Origin of the sequence: Nonomuraea sp. NPDC047897, assembly GCF_043204415.1 — a bacterium.
Lineage (GTDB): Bacteria > Actinomycetota > Actinomycetes > Streptosporangiales > Streptosporangiaceae > Nonomuraea.
Map to the genome: position 1 here is coordinate 1 of NZ_JBIDCC010000002.1, position 26,072 is coordinate 26,072.

Sequence of the window (26,072 nt, forward strand, 5' to 3'; positions counted from 1 at the left end):
CCCGGGGGGCGGGCGGGGCCCCCCCCGCGCCGGCCCCCCCCCCCCCGCCGGGGGGGGCCCCCCCCCGCGGGGGGGGGGGGGGGGGCCGCCCCCCCCCCCCCCCGCGCCCCCCTTGAGCCGGCTCAGAACGCGAACACGTCCGCCCCGGCCGCCTTGGCCCGGCACGCGTTGGTGAAGGTCCCGTTGTAGGAGATGTTGCGGCCCTGCCAGGTGCCCGCGACTCCCACCTTGTACGGCTGGTACGACCACCCGCAGGAGGTGGCCGGTCGGCGCAGGCCGCGCAGCTTGCCGTCCGCCGCGCGCAACCGGGCGCAGGCCGCGGCCGGGGCCGGGTGGTCGCCGCCGTCGGGGTCGCAGGTGAGCAGGTAGGACGCGGGCGCCTGCCCGGCCGCCGTCACCGTGATCGTCAGAGCGGTGGACCGTTCGTGGTCGTCGGCGGCCGCCGCCCCGGGCGCCGCCGCGAGCATCAGGAACGCTCCGCACAACGCCGTCGTCGTCATCGATCTCATGCCTGTCCTCCATCGCCGGGGCGAGCCGGGTGCACGTGTGGCGAATGTGCACGATGTCGCGGGTGGGTGTGCTGGTGTAGGTACCCGGGACGCCGTCGGCCGCGGTCATGGATCAGGCAAAGGTCACAGAAAAGGGGACCCGCGCACGCGGGTCCCCTTCCGGTGTCCGGGTCAGGCGGGCACGGAGGCCACACCCGGCTCCAGGAAACGGGGCCGGGCGACGCCGGCCCGGTCCAGGTACGGCGTGATGCCGCCCAGGTGGAACGGCCAGCCCGCGCCCAGGATCATGCACAGGTCGATGTCCTGCGCCGCGGCGACCACTCCCTCGTCCAGCATGATCCTGATCTCCTCGGCCAGCGCCTCCAGCACGCGGCGGCGCACCTCCTCGGCGGTGGACGGCCGGTCACCGCCCGCGAAGAGCGCCACGGCCTCCGGGTCCAGCGAGAAGTCGGCCGCGTACACGCCGGGCTTACCGGAGGCGACCAGCTTGCCCATGTTCGCCGACACCCCGAACCGGCCGGGGAACGCCTCGTGCAGCGTCTCGGCCACGTGCAGCCCGACGGCCGGGCCGACGAGCTGCAGCAGCGCGAACGGCGTCATCGGCAGGCCGAGGTCGTCGAGGGCGTGCTCGGCCGTCTCCAGCGGCGTGCCCTCGTCCACGGCCGCGATCACCTCGCCCATGAACCGGGTCAGCAGCCGGTTCACCACGAACGCCGGGGCGTCCTTGACCAGCACCGCCGACTTCCGCAGCGACTTGCCGACGGCGAACGCCGTGGCCAGCGTCGCGTCGTCCGTCGCGGCCCCCTTGATGATCTCCAGGAGCGGCATCACGGCGACCGGGTTGAAGAAGTGGAAGCCGACCAGGCGCTCCGGGTGCGCCAGCTCGGCGCCCATCTCGGTCAGCGACAGCGACGAGGTGTTGGTGGCGAGCGTGCACTCGGCGGAGACCACGGCCTCCACCTCGGCGAACACCTTCTTCTTGACCGCCATGTCCTCGAACACCGCCTCGATGACGAAGTCGGCGTCGGCGAAGGCGTCCTTGGTCAGCGAGCCGGTCACCAGGCCCTTGAGCCGGTTGGCCTGGTCGGCCGAGATCCGGCCCTTGCCCAGCAGCTTGTCCACCTCGGCGTGCACGTACCCGACGCCCTTGTCCAGCCGGGTCCGGTCGAGGTCGGTCAGCACGACCGGCACCTCCAGGCGGCGGGCGAACAGCAGCGCCATCTGCGAGGCCATCAGGCCGGCGCCGACCACGCCGACCTTGGTCACCTTGCGGGCCAGCGACCTGTCGGGCGCGCCGGCCGGCCGCTTGGCCCGCCGCTGCACCAGGTCGAAGGCGTACAGCCCGGACCGCAGCTCGTCGCCCATCAGCAGGTCGGCCAGCGCCTCGTCCTCGGCGGCGAAGCCCTCGTCGCGCGAGGCCGTCCGGGCCAGCGCGACCAGGTCGAGCGCCCGGTAGGGGGCGGGGGACGCGCCGCGCAGCTTCATGTCGACCAGGAACCGGGCGTCGGCCACCGCCTTGTCCCAGTCGTCGTCCCCGTCGTCGCCGTCGCGGGACGGGCGCTCGACCACGACCTCGCCGGTGACCACCTTGGCGGCCCAGCGCAGCGACTCCTCCAGGAAGTCGGCCGGCTCGAACATCGCGTCGGCGACGCCCAGCTCGTACGCCTGCGCGCCCTTGATCATGCGGTTCTGCGAGAGAGGGTTCTCGATGATGAGCTTGAGCGCCTTCTCCGGGCCGATCAGGCGGGGCAGGAGCTGCGTGCCGCCCCAGCCGGGCACCAGGCCGAGGAAGCACTCGGGCAGCGCCACCGCCGGCACACCGGCGGAGATCGTCCGGTAGGCGCAGTGCAGCGCGATCTCCAGCCCGCCGCCCATGGCCGCGCCGTTCACGAACGCGAACGACGGGATCGGCAGTTCGCCCAGCCGCCGGAAGACGTGGTGGCCGAGGCCGCCGATCGCCAGCGCCTCCTCACGGGAGGCCACGGCGGCGGCGCCCTTGAGGTCGGCGCCGACGGCGAAGATGAACGGCTTGCCGGTCACGCCGACAGCCGCCAGGTCGGTGCGTTCGGCGATCTCCGACAGCGCGCCGTTCAGCGCGAACAGCCCGCGCGGGCCGAACGTGTTGGGCTTGGTGTGGTCGAAGCCGTTGTCCAGCGTGATGAGCGCCATGGTGCCGGCGCCGCCGGGCAGCTCGACGTCGCGGACCAGCGCCTTGGTGACGACTTCGTCGGTGTCGCGCTCGCCCAGCAGCGCGCGCCAGGTGTCCAGATTCGTCATGCCAGGTTCTCCCAGATCACGGTGCCGCCCATGCCCATGCCGACGCACATGGTGGTGATGCCGTAGCGCACGTCGGGGCGCTCGGCGAAGTGGCGGGCGAGCTGGGTCATCAGCCGCACGCCCGAGGAGGCCAGCGGGTGGCCGAAGGCGATCGCGCCGCCGTAGGGGTTGACCCGTGGGTCGTCGTCGGCGATGCCGAAGTGCTCCAGGAACGCCAGCACCTGCACGGCGAACGCCTCGTTGATCTCGAACAGGCCGATGTCGGAGATCGACAGCCCGGCCAGGCGCAGCGCCCGTTCGGTGGAGGGGATCGGGCCCACGCCCATCACCTCGGGGTCCACGCCCGCGAAGGCGTACGACACCAGCCGCATCCTCGGCGTCAGACCCAGCTCGTCGGCGACCTCGCGGGCGGCCACGACGCAGCCGGTCGCGCCGTCGTTGATGCCCGAGGAGTTGCCCGCGGTGACGTGCCCGTGCGGGCGGAACGGCGTCTTCAGGGCGGCCAGGCCCTCGATCGTGGTGCCGGGCCGGGGCGCCTCGTCCTCGACCGCGAGCCCCCAGCCCTTCTCCGCCGTCCGGACGGCGGTCGGCACCAGGTCGGGCTGGATCTTGCCGTCGGCGTACGCCTTGGCCACCTTCTCCTGCGACAGCACCGCGTAGGCGTCGGCGCGGTCCTTGGTGATGGACGGGTAGCGGTCGTGCAGGTTCTCGGCCGTCATGCCCATGACGAGTGCGCTCGGGTCGACGAGCTTCTCCGACAGGAAGCGCGGGTTGGGATCGACGCCCTCGCCCATCGGGTGGCGGCCCATGTGCTCGACCCCGCCCGCGATCGCGACGTCGTACGCGCCGAACGCGATGCCGCCCGCGACGGTGGTGACCGCGGTCATCGCGCCCGCGCACATGCGGTCGATCGCGTAGCCCGGCACGGATTTCGGCAGGCCGGCCAGCACCGCCGCCGAACGCCCGATGGTCAGGCCCTGGTCGCCGATCTGGGTGGTCGCGGCGATGGCGACCTCGTCCACGCGTTCCGGCGGCAGGCCGGGGTTGCGCCGGAGCAGCTCGCGGATGACCCGCACGACCAGGTCGTCGGCGCGGGTCTCCGCATACAGGCCCTTCGGCCCCGACCGGCCGAAGGGCGTGCGCACGCCGTCGACGAACACGACGTCACGAGAGGAAGGCACGGATTCGCTCCTCGTTGGCAGGCAGTTGACGAGGCCATGCTACTCGTCAGTAACTACTCGCCGCGCAGCGGCACGCGCCGCGCGTCCGCGGCCGTGCCCGGCCGGGACTTCAGGGGGTCGGCGCGGCGGCGTCGCGGGGCTCGGACGCCGGCGACGCGGACGAGGCCGACGGCGCGGCGGGTGACCGGCGCCAGAGCAGGCCTCCCGTCAGCGCGGCGAGCAGGCCGGCCAGGCCGGCCACCGCGAAACCGCCCCCGGGCGCGGACGCGTCGATCGCCACACCGACGACCGGGGAGCCGAGCGCGAACCCCGCGCTCAGCGCCGAGGACTGCAGCCCGGTCGCCTCGCCTCGCACACCGGCCGGCGTCAGCCGGCTCACCGTGTCGGAGACCGCGGACAGGGTCGGCGCGGTGAGCAGCCCGGCACCGATGACGGCCACGCACAGCCAGGGCCAGTCATGGGCGAGCCCGGCCGGAACCGTCACCAGCCCGAGCAGGCCTAGCAGCAGCCAGGTGGGCACCGGCCGGGGCAGCGCCCCGTACACCAGGCCGCCCACGACGGACGTCACCCCGAACACGGCGACGACCAAGGCCGCCCACGAGACCTGACCGGCTTCCCGGAGCGTGGCGACGATGGCCAGGTCCACGCCGCTGAGCAGCATCGTGGTGCCGAACCCCATCGTCAGGACGGCGACCATGCGCGCTCCCAGCCACTCCCGGCGCCGGGGCCGGTCCGCCGGGTCGCCGTCCGGCTCGTCCCCGGCCCGCAACGGCGGGTCGAGCAGGGCGATCCCCAACCCGCCGAGCACGATCGCGGCGCCCACACCCCAGGCCACCACGCCGGGGGACACCTCGGCCGCGCACAGGATCACCACCGCCGGACCCACCATGTAGGACAGCTCGCCCACCACCGACTCCAGCGCGAACGCCGCCCGCCGCTGCCCCGGCGCCGTCATCGCGGCGATCGCCTGCCGGGTGACCGACTGGACGGGCACCATCAGCAGGCCGGCGGCGAACGAGGCGCCCAGCAGGACCACGTACGGCAGCACGGGCACGGCCGCCCAGAACACGACCTGCGGCACGACCGTGACCAGCAGCACGGCGCGCAGCCCCCGCCGGTCGACCATCCGGCCCAGCAGCGGCCCGCCCAGCGCGACACCCGCGGTGAGCGCCGCCGCCACGGCCCCCGCCGCCGCGTAGCTCATGTCGAGCGCGATCACGACGTACATCGTCAGCGCCATCACGTCCGCCGTGATCGCGGCACGGGCCAGCAGCGAGACGCCCAGCAGCGGCGACATGCCAGGCACCGCGAGCACCTGTCGAAAACCGGTCACCGGCTCGACGCTAGATCCTCCGTCAGGCCATAGGAAGTCGTCACTTCGTTGCACCGGGCATAATGAAGGCTTATGGCACGTGATCTGGAGACCGCACTGCTGCGGTCGTTCGTCACCGCCGTGCGGGCGGGCAGCATCAGCCGCGCGGCGGCGGCGCTCGGCCAGACCCAGCCCGCGCTCAGCCAGCAGGTGCGCAAGCTGGAGAGGGCCGTCGGCAGGCCGCTGCTGCACCGGGCGCCGTCCGGCGTCTCGCCGACCCGGGCCGGCGAGGAGCTGCTGCCCTACGCCGAGCGCATCCTCGCGCTGTCGGCCCAGGCGCTCGCCGAAACGGGCCGCGCGCTCACCGGACATTGCGGCGTGGGGCTCCTTGAGGATCTCGCCGCCTCCCGCCTTCCTCAGGCGCTCGCGGATCTCGCGCGGCTGCACCCGGATGTGTCGCTGGAGGTGCTCAGCCTCTCCAGCGCGGCGATGCGGGAGGTCTACGACTCGGGCCGGGTCCAGCTCGTGCTCGACGAGGTCCCGGATCTTCCCTGGCCGCCGCGCTGGACGGTGCGTCTGCCGCTCGTCTGGGCGGTCGGGCAGGGTGTCGCCGCCGACGCCGATCCGCTGCCGGTGGTGCTGTTCTCGAACACCTGCGCCTGGCGGACATCGGTGCTGGAGACGCTGGAAGGCGCCGGGCGCCGCTGGCGGGTGGCGTTCGAGAGCAACAGCCTCGCCGGAGTGCTCGCCGCGCTACGGGCCGGGCTCGGGGTCGCGGCGCTCATGCCCGCCAACCTCGACCCGGCCATGGCCTGGCACGACGCGGCCGCGCTGCCTGCTCTGCCGGACGTCGAGCTCGGCCTGGCCCGCCACCCCGGCACCGAAGGCGACGCGCTCATCGACGCCGTGGAGGCCGCCCTGCGCCGGATGATCTGAGCCGCAGGGCTCAGGCGGTGGCGCCCGCGTCCACGGTGATCGCGGAGCCGGTGATGTTGCGACCGGCCTCGCCCGCCAGATGCGACACCATGGCCGCGCTGGACGCGCCGGCCACGGCCTCTGATCCGAACTGTCCTGCCCCGTCACTGTCCGGGTGAAACGGGTGTGGCGTAAGGGGTCAACAACAATTCGTGTTCATGAGGTGAAATATCCGGACAACTGGGGGTCGACTCTGTTAGTAAAGGTGACGTTTCGGAGTCGTATGAGAGAGGTTCTGTAGTGGCGCGCGACGAGAACGACAGGTCATACGAAGATGGCCAGGGGAGACCGAACCCTGAGCTGACCGGAGACGTCCTGTCGCCACGGTGGAGCACCGACGACACCGACGAACAGCCCGCCATCGTGGTGTCCGGCAATGAGACGTACGTCATGCCGCCCGACGGCGGCCCGGCGGAGCCGTACGTCCCGCCGCAGGACGCCTTGGACACCTCCTACCCCGCGGTGGACGGCGTTGACGGTTTGGCGCACGGGCAGGCGGCCGGGTATCCCGGCCCCGAGGCCGGCGCTCAGGCGTTGGACACGGGCGGCTACGCCGACCCCGACAGCGGTGCGCACCTCGTGCAGGACGGCGCGGTCTCCTACGGTGACAGTGGTGCGCACCTCGTACAGGACGGCGCGGCCACGTACGCCGACTCCGACAGCGGTGCGCACCTCGTGCACGACGATCGCGCCCGCTATGCCGACGGCCCCGACGGAGACCTCCACGACCCCGCCTACCTCCCGCTCGACAAGGGCTACGAGGGGCACGAGGACGACGCCTCCGGTGAGACGCGGCGCGGCTTCCTCGGCTCCGGATGGACCGACGCCGCCGACGACCGGCACACCGGCGACAAGGAGGTGCGCCGCCGGACCAAGGTGCTGGTGGCGGGCGCCGCCGCGGTCGTGCTGCTCGGCCTCGGAGCCGGCTGGATGCTGACCGGCACGTCCTCCGACGATCCCTGCCCGGGGAACCAGTGCGCGAGCGCCGGTCAGGTGAGCGAACCGCCCGCCGGGTCGCCCGGCCCCGAGGAGTCGGACGGGGCGGTGGACGACTCCACCGCGCCGACGACCGAGCCGACCGCCTCCCAGACCACGGCCCCGACGCCCACCGCCGTCCGGGCCCGGGTCACCCGCACGCCGACGCCCCGCGTGACCGAGCCCCGCGAGACCGAGTCCCCGGTCAGGCCGACGAGGAGGGTCACCCAGGAGCCGGAGGTCGTCGAGGAGACCGGCACCGAACGGCGGCCGGGCGCCACCCAGGAGCCGAAGCCCCGGGAGACCGAGGAGCGGCAGGCGCCGACCACCCAGCCGACGACCCAGCCGACGGCCCCGGCCACCCAGGCGCCGGCGCCGAGCCCGACGAAGAGCAGCGGCGGCGGGCTGCTCGACATCCTGTTCCCCTGGTCCTGACCACAGGCTGTTCCGCAGGGCGCGCGGCATGTAAGGATGCGTTCCCGGGAGAGGTCTGTCAGACTTTGGAAACCGTTTTCCGGGAGGTGTCGTGGTCACGCTGGAAGACGTCGCCAAACAGGCGGGCGTCTCGCTCGCGACCGCCTCGCGCGTGCTCAACGGAAGCACCCGCCAGGTGGGCGCCGCCCTGCGCGCGCGGGTCGAACGGGCCGCCGACGAGCTCGGCTACCGGGCCAACATGGCCGCGCAGACGCTGGCCCGCGGCGCGAGCAACGTCATCGGCATCGTGGTGCACGACCTGACCGACCCCTACTTCGCCGCCCTCGCCGACGGCGCCATGCGCGCCGCGGCGGGTCAGGGCCTGCTCGTCATGGTGGGCACCACCCACCGCGATCCCGAGCAGGAGATCGCCTACGTGGCCACGATGAACGCCCAGCGCGTCCGCGCCGTCCTCCTGGCGGGCTCGCGCGTCGACGACCCCGACGTCACGGGCCGGCTGCGCCGCGAGCTCGGCCGCTACCGGGCCAGCGGCGGGCGCGTCGCCTGCGTCGGCCAGGACCTGCTCGGCGTCGACACGGTGGCGCCCGCCAACTACGAGGGCGCCGCCGCCCTCGCCCGGTCGCTGGCCGCCCTCGGCCACACCCGGTTCGCCGTGCTGGCCGGGCCGCCCCACCTGATGACCGCCCGCGACCGGTGCGCCGGGTTCACGGCGGCGCTGGAGGAGCTCGGGCTGCCCGAGCCGCGCGTCGTCCACGGGCCCTTCGACCGTGACGGCGGCTACGCGGCGGCGCGGCAGACGGGCGACGCGACGTGCGTGTTCGCCGTCAACGACGTGATGGCCGTCGGCGCGCTGGCCGCCTACCGCGAGCAGGGCGTGCGGGTGCCCGACGACGTGTCGGTGGCCGGTTTCGACGACATCGCCACGCTGCGCGACCACGTGCCGGCGCTGACCACCGTACGGCTGCCGCTGGCCGACATGGGGGCGCTCGCGCTGAACCTGGCGCTGGGCGAGGGCGACACGGCGGTCGTCGAGCACGTCGCCGGTGAGGTCGTCCTGCGTGAGAGCGTCCGCGACATCCGCTGATCCGCGCCCGCGGCGCGCCGGCCCGGAGGCGGTCGCGGACGTCGCCCGATGGCTGGCCGAATCGTGCGGAACCGGCCGCGATAGCGTGCGGGCGGGATGACGTGAGGCGAGAACGTGACGCGGGAGGCGCGGTGAAGCTGGCGGTCAGCACGCTGGGGATGCCCGGCGAGGGGCTCGACAGGGCGATCGAGGTGGCGGCGCGGCACGGCTGTCAGGGGCTGGAGCTGCGCCTGCACCCCGACACCGGGGTGCACGCCGGCCTCGGTCCTGGCGAACGGCGTTCGGTGCGCGAGCGGCTGGCGGCCGCCGGGCTGGCGGCCGCGGCGCTCGCCGGGTATGCCGGGGTGTGCGAGCCGGGCGCCGACGAACCGGTGGTCGAACGGCTCCTCGCCGACCTGGCCCTCGCCGCCGACCTGGGCGCGCCCGGCGTGCGGGTCTTCCCGCGCGGCGCGGACCCCGCCGTGGGCGCGCGCCGCCTCAAAGCCGTCTCTGGTGCGGCACGCGACCTCGGCGTACGGGTGCTGGTGGAGACGCACGACGCGATGGCGACCGGGGCGAGCGTGGCCCGGCTGCTGGACGAGGCGGCCTGCCCCGAGACCACGGGGGCGATCTGGGATCTGCTGCACCCGTGGCGGCACGGCGAGCAGCCCGCCGAAACGCTGCGCGCGCTGGGCCCGTGGCTGGCGTACGTGCAGGTCAAGGACGCGGTGTCGGCCGAGGACTGCACGCCGGTGCCGATGGGGGCCGGTGCGGTGCCGCTGGAGGAGAGCGGCGAGCTGCTGCGCGGGTCCGGCTTCGACGGGTGGGTGTCGCTGGAGTGGGAGCGCACCTGGTACCCGCAGGTCGCTCCGGTGGAGGAGATCCTGCCGGGCGCGGCCGCCTGGGTCGAGCGCTTCGACGGGAGCCGCCGGTGAGAGCCAAGGTCCTGGTCGTCGGCATGGACGGGCTGCGCTTCGACCGGCTCACCGCTCTGCGCCCGCCCGTGCTCACCGCCCTCATGGAGGCGGGCACGTACGGCACGAGCCTGCTCCCGTACGGGGTGGCGGACGAGCCGCGCACCGGGTCGCCCGGCGAGGTGATCCAGGAGCCCGGCGGCCACGACGCCGGGGTCGCGTCCGGTGGCGGGCGGGTCATCGCGGCGCGGACGGACTCCGGCCCCGGGTGGTCGTCGGTCGCGACGGGCGTGTGGCCGGACAAGCACGGCGTGGTGGACAACAGCTTCGTGGGCGCCCAGTTTACGAAATATCCCGATTTTCTGACGCGGGCGCAGGCGGTCCGGCCCGACCTGGTCACCGGGGCGTTCTTCTCCTGGCCCGCGCTGGCGGAGCACGGCGCCTTCGGCCCCCGCATCGGCGCCCGTGGGGTGTTCGACGGCTACGCCACCACCTGGGGCGCCGCCGACGAGCAGGTCGCCGCGGCAGCCCTGGAGCACCTGGCGGGCACCGCCGCGGACCTGTCGTTCGTGTACCTGGGCGACACCGACGAGGTGGCCCACGCGCTCGGCCCGCTCGGCCGGGAGTACGCCGACGCCCTGCGTACCCAGGACGCCCAGCTCGGCGACCTGCTCGCCGCGATCCGCCACCGCCCCACCTACCCGGGGGAGCGCTGGACGGTGCTGGTCACGACCGACCACGGGCACCTGGACGGGGGCGGCCACGGCGGCGTCCGCGAGGTCGAGCGCACGGTGTTCGTCATCGCCGCCCGCCTGGGCGAGGACCTGGGCGGCGCCTCGCTCGGCTCGCCCCGGCCGGTGGACGTGGCGCCCACCGCGCTGGCCGCCCTCGGCATCGATCCGGCCCCGGCCTGGGACCTGGACGGGGTGCCGCTGCGACACTGAAGTCATCAGGTGTTGAATTTTGGCGCGTCGCGGGCGACACTCGTGACGACGACGCCTGACACCTGGATGTGACCCATTGATCACCGTGCTGCGGTTCTCCGAGATCGACGCCGGAATGCTCGCCGAGGTGGGCGGCAAGGCCGCCAATCTCGGCGAGCTGACCCGGGCCGGCCTGCCCGTCCCGAAGGGCTGGGCGCTGACCACCGAGGCCTACCGCCGGGTCGCCGGGGCGGCGGGCCTGGACGAGATCGTCGCCGCCGGCGGGCAGGGCACGGCGGGCCTGGCCGAGGCCGCCCGGACGCGGCTGCTGCGGACGCCCGTCCCGGCCGAGGTGGCCAAGGCGGTCGTGGCCGCGTACGAGGAGGTGGGCGGCGGGCCGGTCGCGGTGCGCTCGTCGGCGACGGCCGAGGACCTGCCGTTCGCCAGCTTCGCCGGCCAGCAGGACACCTACCTCAACGTCGTGGGCGCCGACGCCGTGCTCGACGCGGTCCGCCGCTGCTGGGCGTCGCTGTGGACCGACCGCGCCGTCGCCTACCGGGAGGCGGCGGGCATCGACCACGCCGGGGTCCGGCTCGCGGTGGTCGTGCAGGCCATGGTGGACGCGCGGGTGGCCGGGGTGATGTTCACCGCGAACCCGGTCACGGGCCGGCGGCACGAGGCGGTCATCGACGCGAGCCCCGGTCTCGGCGAGGCCGTGGTCTCCGGCGCGGTGAACCCCGACCGGTTCGTCGTGGACACCGCCACCGGCCGGGTCCTCGACCGGCACGAGGGCGACAAGCGCCTGGCCGTCCGCCCCGCGCCCGGCGGCGGCACCCGGCGCGACGAGGACGTCCCGGCCGGCCTGTGCCTGACCGACCCGCAGGCGCGCGAGCTGGCCGCGCTCGGCGCCCGGGTGGAAGGCCACTACGGCGCGCCGCAGGACACCGAGTGGGCGATCGACGGCGCCGGCCGGCTCTGGCTCACCCAGGCCAGGCCCATCACCACGCTGTACCCGCTGCCCCACGGAACGCGCGAGGGACTGCGGGTGTACTTCAGCTTCAACGTCGCCCAGGGCGTCATGGGCCCGCTCACGCCGATGGGGCTGGCCGCGATCAAGCTGGTGGCGGCCGGCGCGGCGGGGCTGTTCGGGTACGGGCCGGCGGTGCTGCGCGACGGGCCGGCGTTCATGGCGGAGTCGGGCGGGCGGCTGTGGCTGGACCTGACGACGGCCCTGCGCAGCCGGGCGGGCCGGGCGATCCTGCCTCGGATGCTGCGGCTCGGCGAGGCCCCGGGCCGCCGTCGTCGTGGACCGGCTGATGGCCGACCCGCGCCTGTCGGTCACCCGGACCGCGCGCCGCCCGGTCGTGCCGGCCGCCGCCCGCTTCGCCCGCCGGATCCACGCGCCCGCCCGCGTGCTGCAGGCTCTCGCCAGCCCCCGCAGGTCGTACGCCCACGTCAGCGGCCTCGGCGAGCGGATCGACCGGCGGCTGCGCGTGCCCGCCGGGGCGACGCCCGCCCAGCGCCTCGACCACGCCGAACGGGTTCTCGCCGGCACGTTCCCGCTCGTCGTGTCCGTGATGCCCATCGTGATCACCGGGTACGCCCTGTTCGCGCTGGCCGCCAGGCTGTCCGGGGTGCCGCTGGCCGAGATGCAGGACGTGCTGCGCAGCCTCCCCGCGAACCCCACCACGGAGATGGACCTCCAGCTGTGGGCGCTGGCCGGCCGCGTCGAGCCCGAACCGTTCCGCGAGCTGCCCGTGGACGAGCTGGCGCGCCGCTACCGGGACGGGGCGCTGCCCCCGAAGGCGCAGCGCGAGATCGCCGGATTCCTCGACAGGTACGGGCACCGCGGCGTCGCCGAGATCGACCTGGGACTGCCGCGCTGGTCGGAGGACCCCACGCACATCCTCGGCGTGCTCGCCAACTACCTGCGCGCCGGTGTCGCGGCCGGCCCCCCTCCCGACGCGCTGTTCGCCCGGGGAGCCGCCGACGCGGAGGCGGCCGTGGCCGCCGTCGTCGCGCGGGCCCGCCGCCGAGGGCGGCTGCGGGGGGCGGTCACCCGGTTCGCGCTGAGCCGGACCAGGGCGTACGGGGGACTGCGGGAGCTGCCGAAGTTCCACCTCGTGCAGACGCTGGCCGGGCTGCGGCGCAGCATGCTGGCCGTCGGCGAGCACCTCGTGGCCACCGGGGTGCTCGCCGAGCCGCACGACGTGTTCTTCCTGACCTTCGCCGAGGCCAGGGCGGCGCCGGCCGGCGGCGACCTGCGCGAGCGGGTCGCCGGGCGGCGCGCGGCCCACGAGCGGGAGACGCGCCGCCGGCACGTCCCCCGGATCATGCTGTCCGACGGGACCGAGCCTGAGGCCCAGGCCGCCGTCACGGCCGACCCGGGCGCCCTCACCGGGAGCGCGGCCTCCGCCGGCACCGTCACCGGCCCGGCCCGGGTGGTGCTCGACCCGGTCGGCGCCCACCTGGAGCCGGGCGAGATCCTGGTCTGCCCGTCCACCGACCCCGGCTGGACCCCGCTCTTCCTCACGGCGGGCGGGCTGGTGATGGAGATGGGCGGCGCGATGTCGCACGGCGCGGTCGTGGCCCGCGAGTACGGCATCCCGGCCGTCGTCGGCGTCGCCGACGCCACGCACCGCATCGTCACCGGCGCCCGCATCACCGTGGACGGCGCCGCGGGCACCGTCACCCTCACGGAGGGCTGAGCGCGGGCCGTGTGTGCGGCTTCTGGACGTTTCCTGTACGCCCGGCCCGCATGCTGGAACCGCGGCGGAACCTCCCAGGACCGCCCGGCGGCCCCCTCCTCGCCTCGCCGGGCCCGCGGGCCGCCCGGCTCACCCTCCAAGGGCCGGGCGGTCCGCCCCATGGGCCGGCCCCGTTCCGCGAGGCGAACTCAGGCGGCCAGGTGGAGGGCGCGGGCCACGTCCGCGGTGGCGGCCGACGTCTCCACCGGCGCGTACCCGTCGGCCAGCGCGGCCTCGGCGTCCTTGAGCCCGTTGCCGCTGAGGGTGATCACGACGCGCAGCCCGGGGGACAGGAGCCCCCGGCGGTGCCGGTCGAGCAGGCCGGCGACGCCCGCGGCGGAGGCCGGCTCGGCGAAGACGCCGTCGTGGCGGGCCACCATGCGGTACGCCGCGAAGATCTGCTCGTCCGTCACGGCCGCGATGAGCCCCCCGGACTCGTCACGGGCGGCGACCGCGCCGTCCCAGGTCGCGGGATGGCCGACACGGATGGCGGAGGCCGCCGTCACCGGCTCGGCGACCGGCGCGCCGTGCACGAGCGGCGCGGCGCCCGCCGCCTGGAACCCCCACATGCGGGGCACCCGCCCGGTCAGGCCCTCGGCCGCGTAGGCGCGGTAACCCTGCCAGGTGGCGGTGATGTTGCCGCCGTTGCCCACCGGGAGGCAGTGCACGTCCGGCGCGTCGCCGAGCGCGTCCACGATCTCGTACGCCACCGTCCGCTGCCCCGCCAGCCGCAGCTCGTTGCGCACCGAGTTGACCAGCGCGACGGGGTGGTGCGCCGCCAGGTCGCGGGCGGCGCGCAGGCAGTCGTCGAACGTGCCGGCGAGCTCCACGACCCGCGCGCCGTGGCGGACGGCCTGGCCCAGCTTGCCGAGGGCGACCGCCCCCCTGGGCGCCAGCACGGCCGCCGCGAGGCCGGCGCGGGCCGCGTAGGCGGCCGCCGAGGCGCTGGTGTTGCCCGTCGAGGCGCACAGCACCAGCTCGGCGCCGGACTCGGCGGCCCGGCTCACGGCCACGGTCATCCCGCGGTCCTTGAACGACCCGGTGGGGTTGGCGCCCTCCACCTTGAGCCACACGTCGCAGCCGGTCAGCGCGGACAGGTGCCGGGAGCGCAGCAGCGGCGTGGCGCCCTCGTGGAGGGAGACGGACGGGGTGGAGTCGGTGACGGGGAGCAGACGCCGGTAGCGACTGTCGAGCAGTCCTTGCCAGGTGGTCATGTGCCGGACCATAACATTTGTTTCGTTATGAGCGCTATCCGGGAGCTGATGTAACATTCGTCAACATGGACGCCGATGCGATCGAGATCCGGCTGGGCGAGATGTATCCCGAGCTGCCGCCGGGCGAGCGGGCCATCGCCCGGGTGCTGCTCGACGACTACCCGTTCGCGGCCCTCGGCTCGCTGCGCGCCCTGGCCGAGCGGGCCGGCGTCAGCCCGCCCACCGCCTCGCGCCTGGTCGGCCGGCTCGGGTTCGCCGGGTTCGCCGACTTCCAGGCCGCCGTACGGGCCGGCGCCCGCGAGCACGACCGGTCGCGGCTCAGCGAGTTCGTCACCCGGCCGCCCGACCTCCACGACGCGGCCGAGGACCTCCGCTCCGGCCTCGCGGGCACGCTCGCCGCCGTGACCGGGCCATTGCTCGACGCCGTCGCCGTCCGGCTGGCGGAGGCCGGCGCGGTCTGGGCGCTCGGCGGGCCGCTCAGCGAGCTGGCCGCCGACTATCTCGTCCGCCAGCTCGCCGGCCTGCGCCCCGGCGCGCACCGCGTCCCCGACCAACCCGCCGCCCGCGCCCGGGTCGTGCTCGATCTCGGGCCGCCGGACGTCGTCGTCGCCTACGACTTCCGCCGCTACTCCGCCGCCACGGCCCGGTTCGTCCACGCGGCCCGCGCCCGCGGCGCCCGGCTGGTCCTCGTCACGGACGCGTGGGAGTCGCCGCTGGCCGAGCAGGCCGAGGTGCTGGTCCGCCTCCCGCGCGAGGCCGCCGGGCCCATCGCGCCCCTCACCCACGAGATCGCGGTCACCGAGCTGATCCTCGTCGCCGCGGCCGCCCGCCTCACCCCGGCCGCCCGCCTGGCCGCCCTCGACGCCCTCACCCGCGATCTGTCACCACCCGACGCCTGACCCACCCCGCGCCGGGGTCTGCGCCGCGCAGGTCAGTTGACGCAGTCCTGGTTCCGCAGGCCCAGGGCCAGCGCCTCGACCTTGCCGCGCCGGTCGACGCCGAAGTAGTAGTACGCCTTCGGGTTGCCGGGCGCGGTGGCGTACCAGCCGCTCACCTCCTCCTTGACCCCCGGGTACGCCTTCTTGACCTGGCGCAGCGTGGCGCCGGTGCCGATGCCCCGGGGAGTCCGGACGCCCTTCGGCGCGAAGATGACGGCCACCCCGCGCCGGACCGAGATGTAGAGGCCCACCTCGTCGCGCGGGTTGCGGTGGGCCTTGTAGTCCCAGCCGGAGCAGTGGCCACGCTGCTTCAGCACGATCTTCCCGGTGGCGTTGGCCTGCTTGGCCGTCATGCCCAGCCGGAGACCGCCGTAGCCGTACGGGCCGAAGGTGCCCTTCGGCGCGGCGGCGGTCGCGGCGGTGGTCGTGGTGGCGGTCGCGGTGGTCTCGGTGGTGGCGGTCGCGGCGGACGCCGCTGTGCCGGCCGCGGCGGGTGCCGCGGCCGCCAGCAAGGTCCCCGCCGCCAGTGCCGCGACGGCCCGTGCCGGCCGGCTCGTTCGGTGCTTCATGATCCCCCCGCATGCGTGGCAGGTGATGTGTCCCTTGTTGGATGAGCAGGCGCGGCCGAAGGTTCGCGGACTTCCGCACCGCGCCGGACCGGCCCGTGGGGCACGAGGACGTCAGCCGAGGGCCGCGAGCAGTTCGCGTTCGCGCGGGGCGCTGAGGCCGGCACGTCTCGGCCGGTCGAGGCCCTGCTCGCGTTCCCAGCTCAGCGTGTCGGCCAGCAGGTCGGCCCGGGGCCGATGGCGGAGGCCCGCGGTGCGCGCCGCGGACCCGCTGCGGGCCGAGAACCCCTGCCAGCCCGGATCGGTGAGCCACATCGGCAGCGACTCGGGCCCCATGTACTCGGCCACGCCGTTGGCCAGCAGCCACGCCGGGTCGGCGGCGACCACGGGGCCCGTGTGGCCGCCGGCGGCGCGCGACAGCTCGACCCACTCGCCGAACGGCACGACCGGGCCGACGGCGTCGTAGGTGCCGACGGTCCCCGACTCCGCGGCGTCGAGCAGCCAGGCGGTGAGGTCGCGCACGTCGATCGCCTGCGTCGGCAGGGCCGGCGCGTCGGGGACCAGCATCGGCCCCCGCGGGTCGCGCGCCGCGCGGGCCGCCCAGTAGCCCGAACGTCCGCTGTGATCACCCGGGCCGCCGATGAGCCCGGCCCGCGCGATGAGCAGGCGGTCGCCAAGGACCGCCGTCGTCACCTGCTCGCAGGCCACCTTCGCCTCGCCGTACAGCGTGCGATCGACCTCGACGCGGTCGGTCGGGGCGAGGAGCGGCGCGGACTCGTCGGCGTCCGGCGCGGCATGGGAGGCGTAGGCGCTGACGGAGGAGACATAGGTCCAGTGGCGGGCCCGGTAGCCCAGCGCGTCGAGTGCCGCCCGCACGAAACCGGGCTGCCAGGAAACCTCGATGACCGCATCCCACTCGCGGTCGAGCAGCGGCGCGTACGCGGCGGGATCACGCCGGTCGGCGGCCACGAGCGTCGCCCCGTCCGCGACCGCTCCGCTCTCGCCGCGCGCCAGGCACGTCACCCGATGGCCGCGCGAGAGCGCCTGCCGTGACGCCTCCCGCCCCACCCACGCCGTCCCACCCAGAATCAAGATCTCCATCCGGACATTCAAGCACCGGGCGCCGGACGGCGTGGAGGTGACGGGGGACGTTCAGCCGGCGGCGCGGTCGGGGCGGGACGACCACACCTGTGCCACCATGACGGCGCTCGCGCCGAACAGCGCCACGCCCAGAGGGACATGGACGGCGAGGTCGCCGCTCCCCCCGACCACGAACTGGACGCTGATCAGGACGAAGAGGAGCGCGCTGACGGCCAGGTACCGCACCGATCCCCGGCCTGCCCGCCACACCAGGTCACTCCGTGGTGGTCGGTTGCCGTGGGCTTCCGGCTCCCGAGGCTGCCCGCTCACCAGGTCACCCGCAGCGTGCGCACGCCGTACACGAGGCTGAAGGCACGGAAGTCCACCTGCTCGTCCGGATCGGCGAGGGCGAGGCCGGGAAAGCGCCGCAGCAGTGCCGGGAAGGCGATGCGCATCTCCATCCGCGCCAGCGGCGCCCCGAGGCAGTGGTGCACACCATGGCCGAAGGCGACGTGACCGGCGGCTGCCCGGGTGATGTCGAGGGTGTCGGGGTCGTCGACGAAGGCGGGGTCGCGGTTGGCGGCCGGAAACGAGCAGAGCACGAGAGAGCCCGCGGGGATGGCATGCCCGCCGATCTCCACGTCCGTCGTGGTCGTGCGCGGCGGCAGCACCTGCACGACGGACAGCCAGCGCAGCAGCTCCTCTACGGCGGGCTCGACCCGCGCCGGATCGTCGCGGATCATCGCCGCCCGCTCCGGGTGCCGGAGCAGGGCCAGGGTGCCCAGGCCGAGCATGTTCGAGGTCGTCTCGTGCCCGGCCAGCAGCAGCAGTGCCGCGATGCCGATCAGCTCGTCGGTGCTGAGATCGTGGCCGTGCTCGCGCACCAGCATGCCGAGCATGTCCTCGCCCGGCTCCGCCTGCGCGCGGGCCGCCAGGCCGGCCATGTAGGCGCGATCCTCCCGTTGCGCCGCGACGCGCTGCTCCAACGGCAAGGACGTGTCCAGCAGACGCACCGAACGCTCGTGGAACTCGGCGCGGTCGGCCTGCGGCACGCCCAGCAGCTCGCAGATCACCAGCGACGGCACCGGCAGCGCGAAGTGCTCCACCAGATCGGCCGGCTTGCCGGCCCGCTCCAGATCGTCCAGAGCCGTCCGGACGATCTCGGTGATCCGCGGCTCCAGCCTGCGCATCCGCCGTACCGTGAACTCCGGGGTGAGCATCCGGCGCAACCGCGTGTGCTCGGGCGGGTCGAACCCGATCAGCTGCCCGGCCTGCATCGTGGCCAGCTCGTCGGCGTCCAACTGCTCTGCTCCCGGGAACGGTGTCAGGGCGCTGCTGAACCGGGCAGGGTCCGCCAGCACCTGGCGGACATCCTCGTGGCGGCAGACCAGGTACGCGGGCACGCCGAACGGCGTCTTCACTCGCACCACGCCCTCGCTGTCGCGAGCCCGGGCCAGTTCCTCGACCGGGCTGAGCCCGTTCCGCCGCATGTGCAGCGGCAGGTCCGGCGCTTCAGTCATCATCTGTCCTCTCGAGGGGATGGTGTCTTCGGCCAGCAGGCCGATGATCTCGGCGGTGGAGCGGTGGACTCCACGCCGATGCTGGTGGCGATCCCCGCCAGCACCAGCTGTGTGCCGCCGCGGCGGCGCAGCCGCAGGTCGAGGTCGGTGCCGTGGAAGGCGCTCCAGGTGCGCTTGGTCACGGTGACGTCCCCGGGATGGCCGGCCAGGTCGTCGACGACGACGTCCCAGCCCGCTGGGAGGGGGCCGGGCGGGCGCGGGATCTCGGTGCGTCCTGGCGCGGCGTCTGATCCGTCCGCGCCGGCCGTGAGCCGGACCAGGACGACCGGAGCACCGTGGCGGCGGAAGGCAGGGCCGTGCCGTACGACCGGCTCAGGGCTGGGTGTCGAGCCACTCCCGGAAGGTGGGCCCGGCGAGCCTGGCGTGCGGGCCGGGCAGGAAGGCGCCGGCGGCGGCGAGCTCGGCATCCGGTATGCCGGACCCGTCGACGCCGACCACCTTGACGCCTCGGCGGGCGCCGAGGAGCGCCGCCGCCTCCGCCAGGCTCTCCTTGCGGGGGCCGGCGATCTCGGGGATGGTTGCGGGAGCGTCGACACCGAGGGCCAGGTCGACCAGTTCCTCGGCCACGGCGCGGCAGGCCACGAGCTGGCTGGGCAGGTCCGGGACGTAGGCGACGTCGCCGGGCTGCCAGTCCAGGAGCTGGCCGACGAACTCGTGGAACTGCGCGGCCCGCAGGATGCGGACGGGGAGCGGGCCGGACAGGAGGACTTCCTCGTGCACCTTCTTGGCGGCGAGGAACCCGGCGGTGGCCCGGTCGGCGCCGATGATGGACGCCATGGCGATCCGGGCGACCCCGGCCTGCTGACCGTACTCGTGCAGATTGCGGGCCGACGTGCGGAAGAACTCCGTCGCCGCCTCCTGCTCGGAGGAGTGCCACGAGGCGACGTCGATGATGACATCCACTCCGGTGAGGGCGTCGGCGAGGCCCTCACCGGTGATGACGTCCACGCCGGTGGCCCGGGACACCGGCACGACGGGGTGTCCCCGGTCGGCCAGGACGTCGACGACGTGGCGTCCCAGCCGCCCGGTCGCTCCCGCCACCGCGAACTTGGTGGTGCTCATGCCGTACGCCTTTCTCAGTGGCTGTAGTTCTGGCCGGGGGGCATACCGGGGATCGGCTTGGCGATGAGAGCGGCAGGGGTGAAGAAGCCGATGTGGGCGATCGCCATGATGAGCGTCCAGAGCGCCTTGTCGTCGTAGTGCTCGGATGCCCTGGCGTACAGCTCGTCGGGGACGCGTTCCCCGGACGGGTTCGGGGTCAGGACGGCCTCCACGAGCTCCAGCGCGACCCGTTCGGGTTCGGTGAAGGAGGTGGCGTCCCGCCAGGTGGCCACGGCGGTGATGCGCTCCTCCGATTCCCCGGCCTGCCGGAGGTTCCTGGTTTCCCGGATGGTGAAGTACGTGCTGCCGAGGATCTGCCCGGCGCGAAGCTGCAGCAGGTGGATGGTGACCTGCGGAATCGAGCCGTTCTTCAGGACCTTGTGCAGGCCTTCGGCGACTCCGGTCATCTCGGGGACGAAGGGGAGGGGGTTGGGCATCCGCGACCGCAGCTTCTCCTGCTCGGTCGCCGTGTCGGTCGTCGCGGGTGTGGACATGGTGCGGGTCTCCTCAACTCATGTTGTCGTGGGTGTCAGCGTTCTGACGACCACGAGACGTCGGCGCCCCGGCCCCCGTAACAGCGCGGCCATGTGACATAGACCACGTGGCGTGGGTGTTACGGAGCGGCGGGGACCGACGTCATGTGCGTGTGGCAGCGTCGAGACCGAGCAGGCGGGAAGCAGGCATGAACGAGGACAGCGAACCGACGACGGACCCGGCCGGGTCACCCGACCGGGTCGGCCGCGTCGACTCGGCGGACTCGGTGGAGTCCGCCACCCAGGCGTTCGTCGGCTACCGCAACCTGCTGTTCACCGTCGCCTACGAGATGCTCGGCTCGGCCGCCGACGCCGAGGACGTCCTGCAGGAGGCCTGGCTGCGTTGGGTGGACGTCGATCACGCAACCGTGCGGGAGCAGCGTGCCTACCTGGTGCGGATCGTCACCCGGCAGGCGCTGGACCGGCTGCGCGCGCTCGGCCGGCGCAAGGAGTCCTACGTCGGGCCGTGGCTGCCCGAGCCGTTGCTGACCGCGCCGGACGTGGCCGAGGACGTGGAGCTGGCCGAGAGCGTCTCGATGGCGATGCTGCTGGTGCTGGAGACGCTCCAGCCGATCGAGCGGGCGGTGTTCGTGCTGCGCGAGGTGTTCGATCTGGACTACGAGGAGATCGCCGAGGCCGTCGACAAGAGCCCGGCCGCGGTACGCCAGCTCGCCTACCGGGCGCGGGCACACGTCGCCGCCCGCCGGCCCCGCGGCATCACCTCCCCGGCCGAGACCCGAGCCGCGCTTGAGGCCTTCCAGCGGGCGGTCGAGACCGGCGAGTTGCAGAGCCTGCTCGACGTCCTCGCGCCGGACGTCGTCGCCCTGAGCGACGGCGGCGGAGTCAGACATGCCCTGCTCCGGCCCGTTGTGGGGATCGACAAGGTGGCCCGTCTGCTGGCCGTCGGCTGGTGGAGACGCGACGCGGAGAGGTCGGTCGAGCTGGTCCAGATCAACGGTGGTCCTGGGCTGCTCGTGCGAGTCGACGGGGAGATCGACGGCGTGGTGGCGGTGCGCGTGGAGAACGGCTACGTCACCGGCGCCTACCACGTGCGCAATCCCGAGAAGCTGTCGCGGGTGGAGCGGGAGACCGCCGTGACCCGCTGAGCCGGGCGAGACCGGCGGCGCCCGCCCCTCGTCGGTTTCTCGCCGCCGGCCGGACCGTCCGTGGCGGTCCCGGTCAGGCCGGGAGCACCACGTCGGCGTAGCGGGCCTTCATCGTGGCGAGGACCTCGTCCGGGTCGGCCGCCCACACGTCGGCGTTGAAGATCTCCACCTCCACATCGCCCGTGTAGCCGGCCTCCTGGACCGCCCGGGTGATCGGCCGGAAGTCGATCACCCCGTCGCCCATCATGCCGCGCCCCAGCAGCACGTCGGCCGGGAGCGGGTGCAGGTAGTCGCACACCTGGTAGGAGGCGATCCGGTCGCCCGCCCGGGCGATCTGCTCGAACAGCTGGGGGTCCCACCACACGTGGAAGGTGTCGACCACCACGCCCACCTGTTCCGGCGGGAACGGCAGGCTCAGGTCGAGCGCCTGGCCGAGGGTCGAGATGACGGCCCGGTCGGGGCAGTAGATCGGGTGCAGCGGCTCCAGCGCCAGCCGCACGCCCCGCTCACCGGCGTACGGGGCGAGTTCGGCCAGCCCCTCGGTGACCCGTTCGCGGGCGCCGGCGAGGTCGCGCGAGACGGGGGACGGCTCGGCCGGGCCCTGGCCCGGCGCCTGGCCGAAGCGCTCACCGACAGGCTCGCCGGGGCGCACGCCGGGCAGCCCGCCCACCACCATGACCAGGCAGGCCGCGCCCAGCTCGGCCGCCTCGTCCACGGCCCGGCGGTTGTCGTCGAGCGCCTCGGCGAACGCCCGGCGGCCGTCCTCGCCGGGCAGCCCGCCCGAGGTGAGGAATCCGCCCCGGCACAGCGACGACACCCGCAGCCCGGCGGCGCGCACCAGCTTGACCGTCTCGGCCAGCCCCTGCTCGGCGACGTCCTGCCGCCACAGGCCGATGGCCTCCAGATCGTGCCGGACGCAGCCGTCCACGGCCTCGGCCACCGTCCAGCGGCGGGTGGTCCACTGGTTGAGTGACAGGCTCACCGGCCGTTCACCGCCAGCAGCGCCTTCATCCGGTGGACGGCCAGCTCGGGGTCGGTGAGCAGCCCCGCCTGGTCGGCCAGCCGGAACACCTCGGCCAGGTGCGTCAGCGAGCGGGCCGACTGGGCGCCGTTGACCATGGCGAACGCGTCCTGGTGGCCGTTGAGCCAGGCCAGGAAGACGATGCCGGTCTTGTAGTGGTAGGTCGGCGTCTCGAAGATCTTGCGTGACAGCGGGACGGTCGGCGCGAGGATCTCGTCGTAGTGGGCGAGCAGCCGGTCGCGCCCGGCGGCGTCGCAGGCGGCCTCGGCCGCGTCGAGCACCTGCAGGGCCGCCGCGGCGGCCGGAGCGATCGCGTCGAAGATGCCGAGCAGCGCGTGGGAGCCGGTCCTGATCAGTGACGGGTAGTTGAAGTCGTCGCCGGTGTAGAGCTTCACGCCCTCGGGCAGCGCCGCGCGCAGCGCGATCTCGTGCTGCTCGTCCAGCAGCGACACCTTCACGCCGTCGACCATGGAGGCGTGGGCGTGGATCAGTTCCAGGAACGACTCGGTCGCGGCCGCCACGTCCGGCGAGCCCCAGTAGCCGGCGAGCTGCGGGTCGAACATCTCGCCCAGCCAGTGCAGCACCACGGGCCGCTCGGCCAGTCCGAGCAGCTTGCCGTACACCTGGTGGTAGTCCTTCGGGCCGGCGGCGACCCGCGCGAGCTGGCGTGACGCCATGATGATCACGCCGGCGCCGGCCGTCTGGACGGTCTCGATCTGCTCGGTGTACGCGGCGGTGACGGCGTCCAGGTCGGCGGCGCCGGGCGCGTGGTCGGTGCCGGCGCCGCAGGCCACCAGCGAGGCCGGCTCGCCGTAGTCGCGGGCCTCGGCGGCGCTGCGCCGGATGAGTTCCTTCGTCGCCGCCCAGTCGAGGCCCATGTTGCGCTGGGCGGTGTCCATGGCGTCGGCGACGCGCAGCCCGTGCGACCACAGGTGGCGGCGGAAGCGCAGCGTGGCGTCCCAGTCGACGGCGGCGGGGGAGCCGGGCGTGTTGTCGCCGAGCGGGTCGGCCACCACGTGCGCCGCCGCGTACACGATCCGGCTGGCGGCCGGGCTGTCGGGCACCGGCCAGGTCACCCGCTCGCGCAGCGTGTACGTCCCGCCGGGCAGGTCGATGTTCACAGCTCCGGCACCTCGATCCGGCGGCCCTCCGCGGACGAGCGCAGGCCCAGTTCGGCGAGCTGCACGCCCCGGGCGCCCGCGGCGAAGTCGTACGGGAAGGGCGCGTCCTCCAGCACGTGCCGGACGAACAGCTCCCACTGGATCTTGAATCCGTTGTCGAACTCGGCGTTGTCCGGCACCTCCTGCCAGCCGTCGCGGAAGCGGGCGGTGACGGGCAGGTCGGGGTTCCAGACCGGCTTGGGGGTGGTGGCGCGGTGCTGGACGCGGCAGTTGCGCAGGCCGGCCACGGCGCTGCCCTCGGTGCCGTCCACCTGGAACTCCACCAGCTCGTCGCGGTTCACGCGCACCGTCCAGGACGAGTTGATCTGCGCGATCACGCCGCCCTCCAGCTCGAACACCCCGTACGCGGCGTCGTCGGCGGTGGCCGGGTAGGCGCGGCCCTGCTCGTCGACCCGCTCCGGAACGTGCGTCACGGCCTGGGCGTAGACCGAACGGACCCGGCCGAACAGGTTCTCCATGACGTAGTGCCAGTGCGGGAACATGTCGAGCACGATGCCGCCGCCGTCCTCGGCGCGGTAGTTCCAGGACGGGCGCTGCGCCTCCTGCCAGTCTCCCTCGAAGACCCAGTAGCCGAACTCGCCGCGGACCGACAGGATGCGACCGAAGAAGCCGCCGTCGATCAGCCGCTTGAGCTTGAGCAGGCCCGGCAGGAACAGCTTGTCCTGCACCACGCCGTTCTTGATGCCCTTGGCCGTGGCGGCCTCGGCCAGCGCGACGGCTTCCTCGACCGACTCGGCCGTCGGCTTCTCGGTGTAGATGTGCTTGCCCGCCTCGACGGCCTTCAGCACGGACTTGACGCGGGCCGAGGTGACCTGGGCGTCGAAGTAGATGAGGTTGTCGTCGTCGGCGAGGGCGGCGTCGAGGTCGGTGGTGTGGTCGGCGATGCCGTGCCTGGCGGCGAGGTCGGCGAGCTTGGCGGCGCTGCGGCCGACGAGGACGGGCCGCAGCGTGACCCGGCTGCCGTCGGAGAGCGTCACGCCGCCCTGCTCGTTGATGGCCAGCACCGACCGGACCAGGTGCTGGCGATAACCCATCCTGCCGGTGACGCCGTTCATCACGACGCCGATGGACCGCACGCTCATGGGGTTCCCTTCGTGGAAAGCGCTTTCCCGAACCGTAAGGCCGCCCCCGTCGGGGCGTCAAGTGCCGGCCCCGCCCGGAGCCGGGCAGGGCGTGGAGCGAGTCTCAGCCTGCCAGCCGGGACAGGGCCGAGGCGAGGGGGTGAGCGGTGAGGGAGACCTGCCAGGCGCGCGCGCCCAGCAGGCGCAGCCGCTCGGCGACGGACCCGTCCGTGATCTCCTCGGGCGGCTCCCAGGTCAGCCGCCGCACGACGTCGGGCTGCAGGAGGTTCTCGGCGGGCATGTGGTGCTCGTCGGCGAGCGCCGTCACCACCGCGCGGGCCGCGGCCAGCCGCTTGGCCGCGGCCGGGTCGCGGTCGGGCCACCGGTTGGCGGGCGGCGGGCCGTCGCCGGGCGTGCTCGGCTGCGGCAACTGCCCGTCGGGCAGCGCGCGCGCCCGGCTGACCGCGCCCAGCCAGTCGCTCATGTGCCGGCGCGCGCTGCGCCCGGTGAACGCGGAGATCTCGGTGAGCGCCTTGCGGGTGCGCGGCACGTCGAGGGCGGCGGCGACGATCGCCGAGTCGGGCAGCACCCGGCCCGGTGCCAGGTCGTTCTCGCGGGCGATGCGGTCGCGCATCGTCCACAGCTCGCGGACGATGGCCAGGGCCCGGACGTTGCGCACCTTGTGGATGCCGGACGTGCGCCGCCACGGGTCGGAGCGGGGCGCGGACGGCGGCATGCGCAGCACGGCGGCGAACTCCTCGCGCGCCCAGTCCAGCTTGCCGCTGTCGGCCAGCTCCTCGTGCAGGGTGTCACGCAGCTCCACCAGCACCTCGACGTCGAGGGCCGCGTAGCGCAGCCAGTCTTCGGGCAGCGGCCTGGTGGACCAGTCGGCGGCCGAGTGGCCCTTCTCCAGCCGCAGCCCCAGCACCGTCTCGACCATCGTGCCGAGGCCGACCCGCTCGTAGCCGAGCAGCCGGCCGGCCAGCTCGGTGTCGAACAGCGACCGCGGCCGGAAACCCACCTCGAACAGGCAGGGCAGGTCCTGCGAGGCGGCGTGCAGCACGATCTCCGTCTCGGCCAGCGCCGCGTCGAGCTCCGACAGGTCGGGGCAGGCGATCGGGTCGATCAGCGCCGTGCCCGCGCCCTCCCTGCGTAGCTGCACCAGGTAGGCGCGGTTGCCGTAGCGGTAGCCGGAGGCGCGCTCGGCGTCGACCGCCACCGGTCCGTCGCCGCGGGCGAAGGCGTCGACCACCCGGGCCAGGGCGGCGTCGTCGGCGATGACGGCGGGGATGCCCTCGCGCGGCTCCAGCAGCGGGACGATGGTGCGTTCTTCTGTCATGAGTCCACCGCTCTCATGACGGGGATGTGGTGTTGACTGGT

General features: G+C 74.2%; 25 protein-coding genes and 1 pseudogene. 9 read left to right on the plus strand and 17 right to left on the minus strand.

Annotation, left to right across the window (positions count from 1 at the left end; genetic code table 11):
- Nucleotides 1–122: 122 nt before the first annotated feature.
- From ACGF0J_RS03410 to ACGF0J_RS03425, 4 genes are all read right to left on the minus strand, one after another.
- Nucleotides 123–509 (minus strand): SSI family serine proteinase inhibitor, encoded by a 387-nt coding sequence (locus ACGF0J_RS03410; protein ID WP_393141835.1) that lies wholly within the window; start codon nt 507–509, stop codon nt 123–125.
- Nucleotides 510–680: 171 nt separating this feature from the next.
- A complete protein-coding gene (locus tag ACGF0J_RS03415; protein WP_393141836.1) occupies nt 681–2,786 on the minus strand; it encodes a 3-hydroxyacyl-CoA dehydrogenase NAD-binding domain-containing protein in 2,106 nt (701 codons plus the stop codon).
- Nucleotides 2,783–3,946 carry a thiolase family protein gene (locus ACGF0J_RS03420; RefSeq protein ID WP_393142705.1) on the minus strand — a complete coding sequence of 388 codons (1,164 nt, stop codon included), beginning with the start codon at nt 3,944–3,946 and terminating at the stop codon, nt 2,783–2,785. Before ACGF0J_RS03420 ends, ACGF0J_RS03415 begins: the two co-directional genes overlap by 4 nt.
- 130 nt (nt 3,947–4,076) lie before the next feature.
- Nucleotides 4,077–5,300: an MFS transporter gene (locus ACGF0J_RS03425; RefSeq protein ID WP_393141837.1), complete on the minus strand. Its 1,224-nt coding sequence runs from the start codon at nt 5,298–5,300 to the stop codon at nt 4,077–4,079.
- A 72-nt stretch (nt 5,301–5,372) separates the two neighbouring features.
- Here ACGF0J_RS03425 and ACGF0J_RS03430 point away from each other — a divergent pair, with 72 nt between their 5' ends.
- The 6 genes and pseudogenes from ACGF0J_RS03430 to ACGF0J_RS03455 all read left to right on the plus strand — a co-directional run.
- Nucleotides 5,373–6,215 carry a LysR family transcriptional regulator gene (locus ACGF0J_RS03430; protein WP_393141838.1) on the plus strand — a complete coding sequence of 281 codons (843 nt, stop codon included), beginning with the start codon at nt 5,373–5,375 and terminating at the stop codon, nt 6,213–6,215.
- 402 nt (nt 6,216–6,617) lie between these two features.
- Nucleotides 6,618–7,664 (plus strand): hypothetical protein, encoded by a 1,047-nt coding sequence (locus ACGF0J_RS03435; protein ID WP_393141839.1) that lies wholly within the window; start codon nt 6,618–6,620, stop codon nt 7,662–7,664.
- Between the two features lie 91 nt (nt 7,665–7,755).
- Nucleotides 7,756–8,748, plus strand: a complete 993-nt coding sequence (locus ACGF0J_RS03440; RefSeq protein ID WP_393141840.1) for a LacI family DNA-binding transcriptional regulator — start codon at nt 7,756–7,758, stop codon at nt 8,746–8,748.
- 131 nt (nt 8,749–8,879) lie between these two features.
- Nucleotides 8,880–9,662, plus strand: a complete 783-nt coding sequence (locus tag ACGF0J_RS03445; protein ID WP_393141841.1) for a sugar phosphate isomerase/epimerase family protein — start codon at nt 8,880–8,882, stop codon at nt 9,660–9,662.
- Complete coding sequence (locus tag ACGF0J_RS03450) at nt 9,659–10,585, plus strand: alkaline phosphatase family protein (RefSeq protein WP_393141842.1); 927 nt, start codon at nt 9,659–9,661, stop codon at nt 10,583–10,585. The genes ACGF0J_RS03445 and ACGF0J_RS03450 overlap by 4 nt, the downstream gene beginning before the upstream one ends.
- A 115-nt stretch (nt 10,586–10,700) precedes the next feature.
- Nucleotides 10,701–11,510: pseudogene (locus tag ACGF0J_RS03455) on the plus strand (PEP/pyruvate-binding domain-containing protein); the annotation flags it as partial.
- Here ACGF0J_RS03455 and ACGF0J_RS03460 read toward each other — a convergent pair.
- Nucleotides 11,489–11,656, minus strand: a complete 168-nt coding sequence (locus ACGF0J_RS03460; protein WP_393141843.1) for a hypothetical protein — start codon at nt 11,654–11,656, stop codon at nt 11,489–11,491. The pseudogene ACGF0J_RS03455 and the gene ACGF0J_RS03460 overlap by 22 nt on opposite strands.
- Nucleotides 11,657–11,880: 224 nt before the next feature.
- On the opposite strand from ACGF0J_RS03460, the gene ACGF0J_RS03465 reads away from it, so the two are divergent.
- Nucleotides 11,881–13,272 carry a PEP-utilizing enzyme gene (locus ACGF0J_RS03465; RefSeq protein WP_393141844.1) on the plus strand — a complete coding sequence of 464 codons (1,392 nt, stop codon included), beginning with the start codon at nt 11,881–11,883 and terminating at the stop codon, nt 13,270–13,272.
- A gap of 188 nt (nt 13,273–13,460) precedes the next feature.
- Here ACGF0J_RS03465 and thrC read toward each other — a convergent pair whose 3' ends face one another.
- Entirely contained in the window at nt 13,461–14,525 is a 1,065-nt protein-coding gene (gene thrC / locus ACGF0J_RS03470; RefSeq protein WP_393141845.1) for a threonine synthase, read from the minus strand.
- Between the two features lie 65 nt (nt 14,526–14,590).
- On the opposite strand from thrC, the gene ACGF0J_RS03475 reads away from it, so the two are divergent.
- Entirely contained in the window at nt 14,591–15,424 is an 834-nt protein-coding gene (locus ACGF0J_RS03475) for a MurR/RpiR family transcriptional regulator (RefSeq protein WP_393141846.1), read from the plus strand.
- Between the two features lie 32 nt (nt 15,425–15,456).
- Here ACGF0J_RS03475 and ACGF0J_RS03480 read toward each other — a convergent pair whose 3' ends face one another.
- From ACGF0J_RS03480 to ACGF0J_RS03510, 7 genes are all read right to left on the minus strand, one after another.
- A complete protein-coding gene (locus ACGF0J_RS03480) occupies nt 15,457–16,032 on the minus strand; it encodes a hypothetical protein (protein ID WP_393141847.1) in 576 nt (191 codons plus the stop codon).
- Between the two features lie 111 nt (nt 16,033–16,143).
- Nucleotides 16,144–17,130, minus strand: coding sequence for an NAD-dependent epimerase/dehydratase family protein (locus ACGF0J_RS03485; RefSeq protein ID WP_393141848.1), 987 nt, complete (start codon nt 17,128–17,130; stop codon nt 16,144–16,146).
- Nucleotides 17,131–17,181: 51 nt separating this feature from the next.
- Nucleotides 17,182–17,355 carry a hypothetical protein gene (locus ACGF0J_RS03490; protein ID WP_393141849.1) on the minus strand — a complete coding sequence of 58 codons (174 nt, stop codon included), beginning with the start codon at nt 17,353–17,355 and terminating at the stop codon, nt 17,182–17,184.
- Between the two features lie 80 nt (nt 17,356–17,435).
- Nucleotides 17,436–18,629: a cytochrome P450 gene (locus tag ACGF0J_RS03495; RefSeq protein ID WP_393141850.1), complete on the minus strand. Its 1,194-nt coding sequence runs from the start codon at nt 18,627–18,629 to the stop codon at nt 17,436–17,438.
- Nucleotides 18,629–19,096, minus strand: a complete 468-nt coding sequence (locus ACGF0J_RS03500) for an isochorismatase family protein (protein WP_393141851.1) — start codon at nt 19,094–19,096, stop codon at nt 18,629–18,631. The genes ACGF0J_RS03495 and ACGF0J_RS03500 overlap by 1 nt, the downstream gene beginning before the upstream one ends.
- Nucleotides 19,002–19,751: an SDR family oxidoreductase gene (locus tag ACGF0J_RS03505; RefSeq protein WP_393141852.1), complete on the minus strand. Its 750-nt coding sequence runs from the start codon at nt 19,749–19,751 to the stop codon at nt 19,002–19,004. The genes ACGF0J_RS03500 and ACGF0J_RS03505 overlap by 95 nt, the downstream gene beginning before the upstream one ends.
- 14 nt (nt 19,752–19,765) lie before the next feature.
- Nucleotides 19,766–20,284 (minus strand): carboxymuconolactone decarboxylase family protein, encoded by a 519-nt coding sequence (locus ACGF0J_RS03510; RefSeq protein WP_393141853.1) that lies wholly within the window; start codon nt 20,282–20,284, stop codon nt 19,766–19,768.
- Between the two features lie 188 nt (nt 20,285–20,472).
- On the opposite strand from ACGF0J_RS03510, the gene ACGF0J_RS03515 reads away from it, so the two are divergent.
- A complete protein-coding gene (locus ACGF0J_RS03515; RefSeq protein WP_393141854.1) occupies nt 20,473–21,429 on the plus strand; it encodes an RNA polymerase sigma-70 factor in 957 nt (318 codons plus the stop codon).
- 73 nt (nt 21,430–21,502) lie between these two features.
- Here ACGF0J_RS03515 and ACGF0J_RS03520 read toward each other — a convergent pair whose 3' ends face one another.
- From ACGF0J_RS03520 to ACGF0J_RS03535, 4 genes are all read right to left on the minus strand, one after another.
- Nucleotides 21,503–22,411: a sugar phosphate isomerase/epimerase family protein gene (locus ACGF0J_RS03520; protein ID WP_393141855.1), complete on the minus strand. Its 909-nt coding sequence runs from the start codon at nt 22,409–22,411 to the stop codon at nt 21,503–21,505.
- Nucleotides 22,408–23,571, minus strand: a complete 1,164-nt coding sequence (locus tag ACGF0J_RS03525; protein ID WP_393141856.1) for a dihydrodipicolinate synthase family protein — start codon at nt 23,569–23,571, stop codon at nt 22,408–22,410. Before ACGF0J_RS03525 ends, ACGF0J_RS03520 begins: the two co-directional genes overlap by 4 nt.
- Nucleotides 23,568–24,713 carry a Gfo/Idh/MocA family protein gene (locus ACGF0J_RS03530; protein ID WP_393141857.1) on the minus strand — a complete coding sequence of 382 codons (1,146 nt, stop codon included), beginning with the start codon at nt 24,711–24,713 and terminating at the stop codon, nt 23,568–23,570. The genes ACGF0J_RS03525 and ACGF0J_RS03530 overlap by 4 nt, the downstream gene beginning before the upstream one ends.
- A 103-nt stretch (nt 24,714–24,816) precedes the next feature.
- Complete coding sequence (locus tag ACGF0J_RS03535) at nt 24,817–26,031, minus strand: ribonuclease D (RefSeq protein WP_393141858.1); 1,215 nt, start codon at nt 26,029–26,031, stop codon at nt 24,817–24,819.
- Between the last annotated feature and the right edge of the window lie 41 nt (nt 26,032–26,072).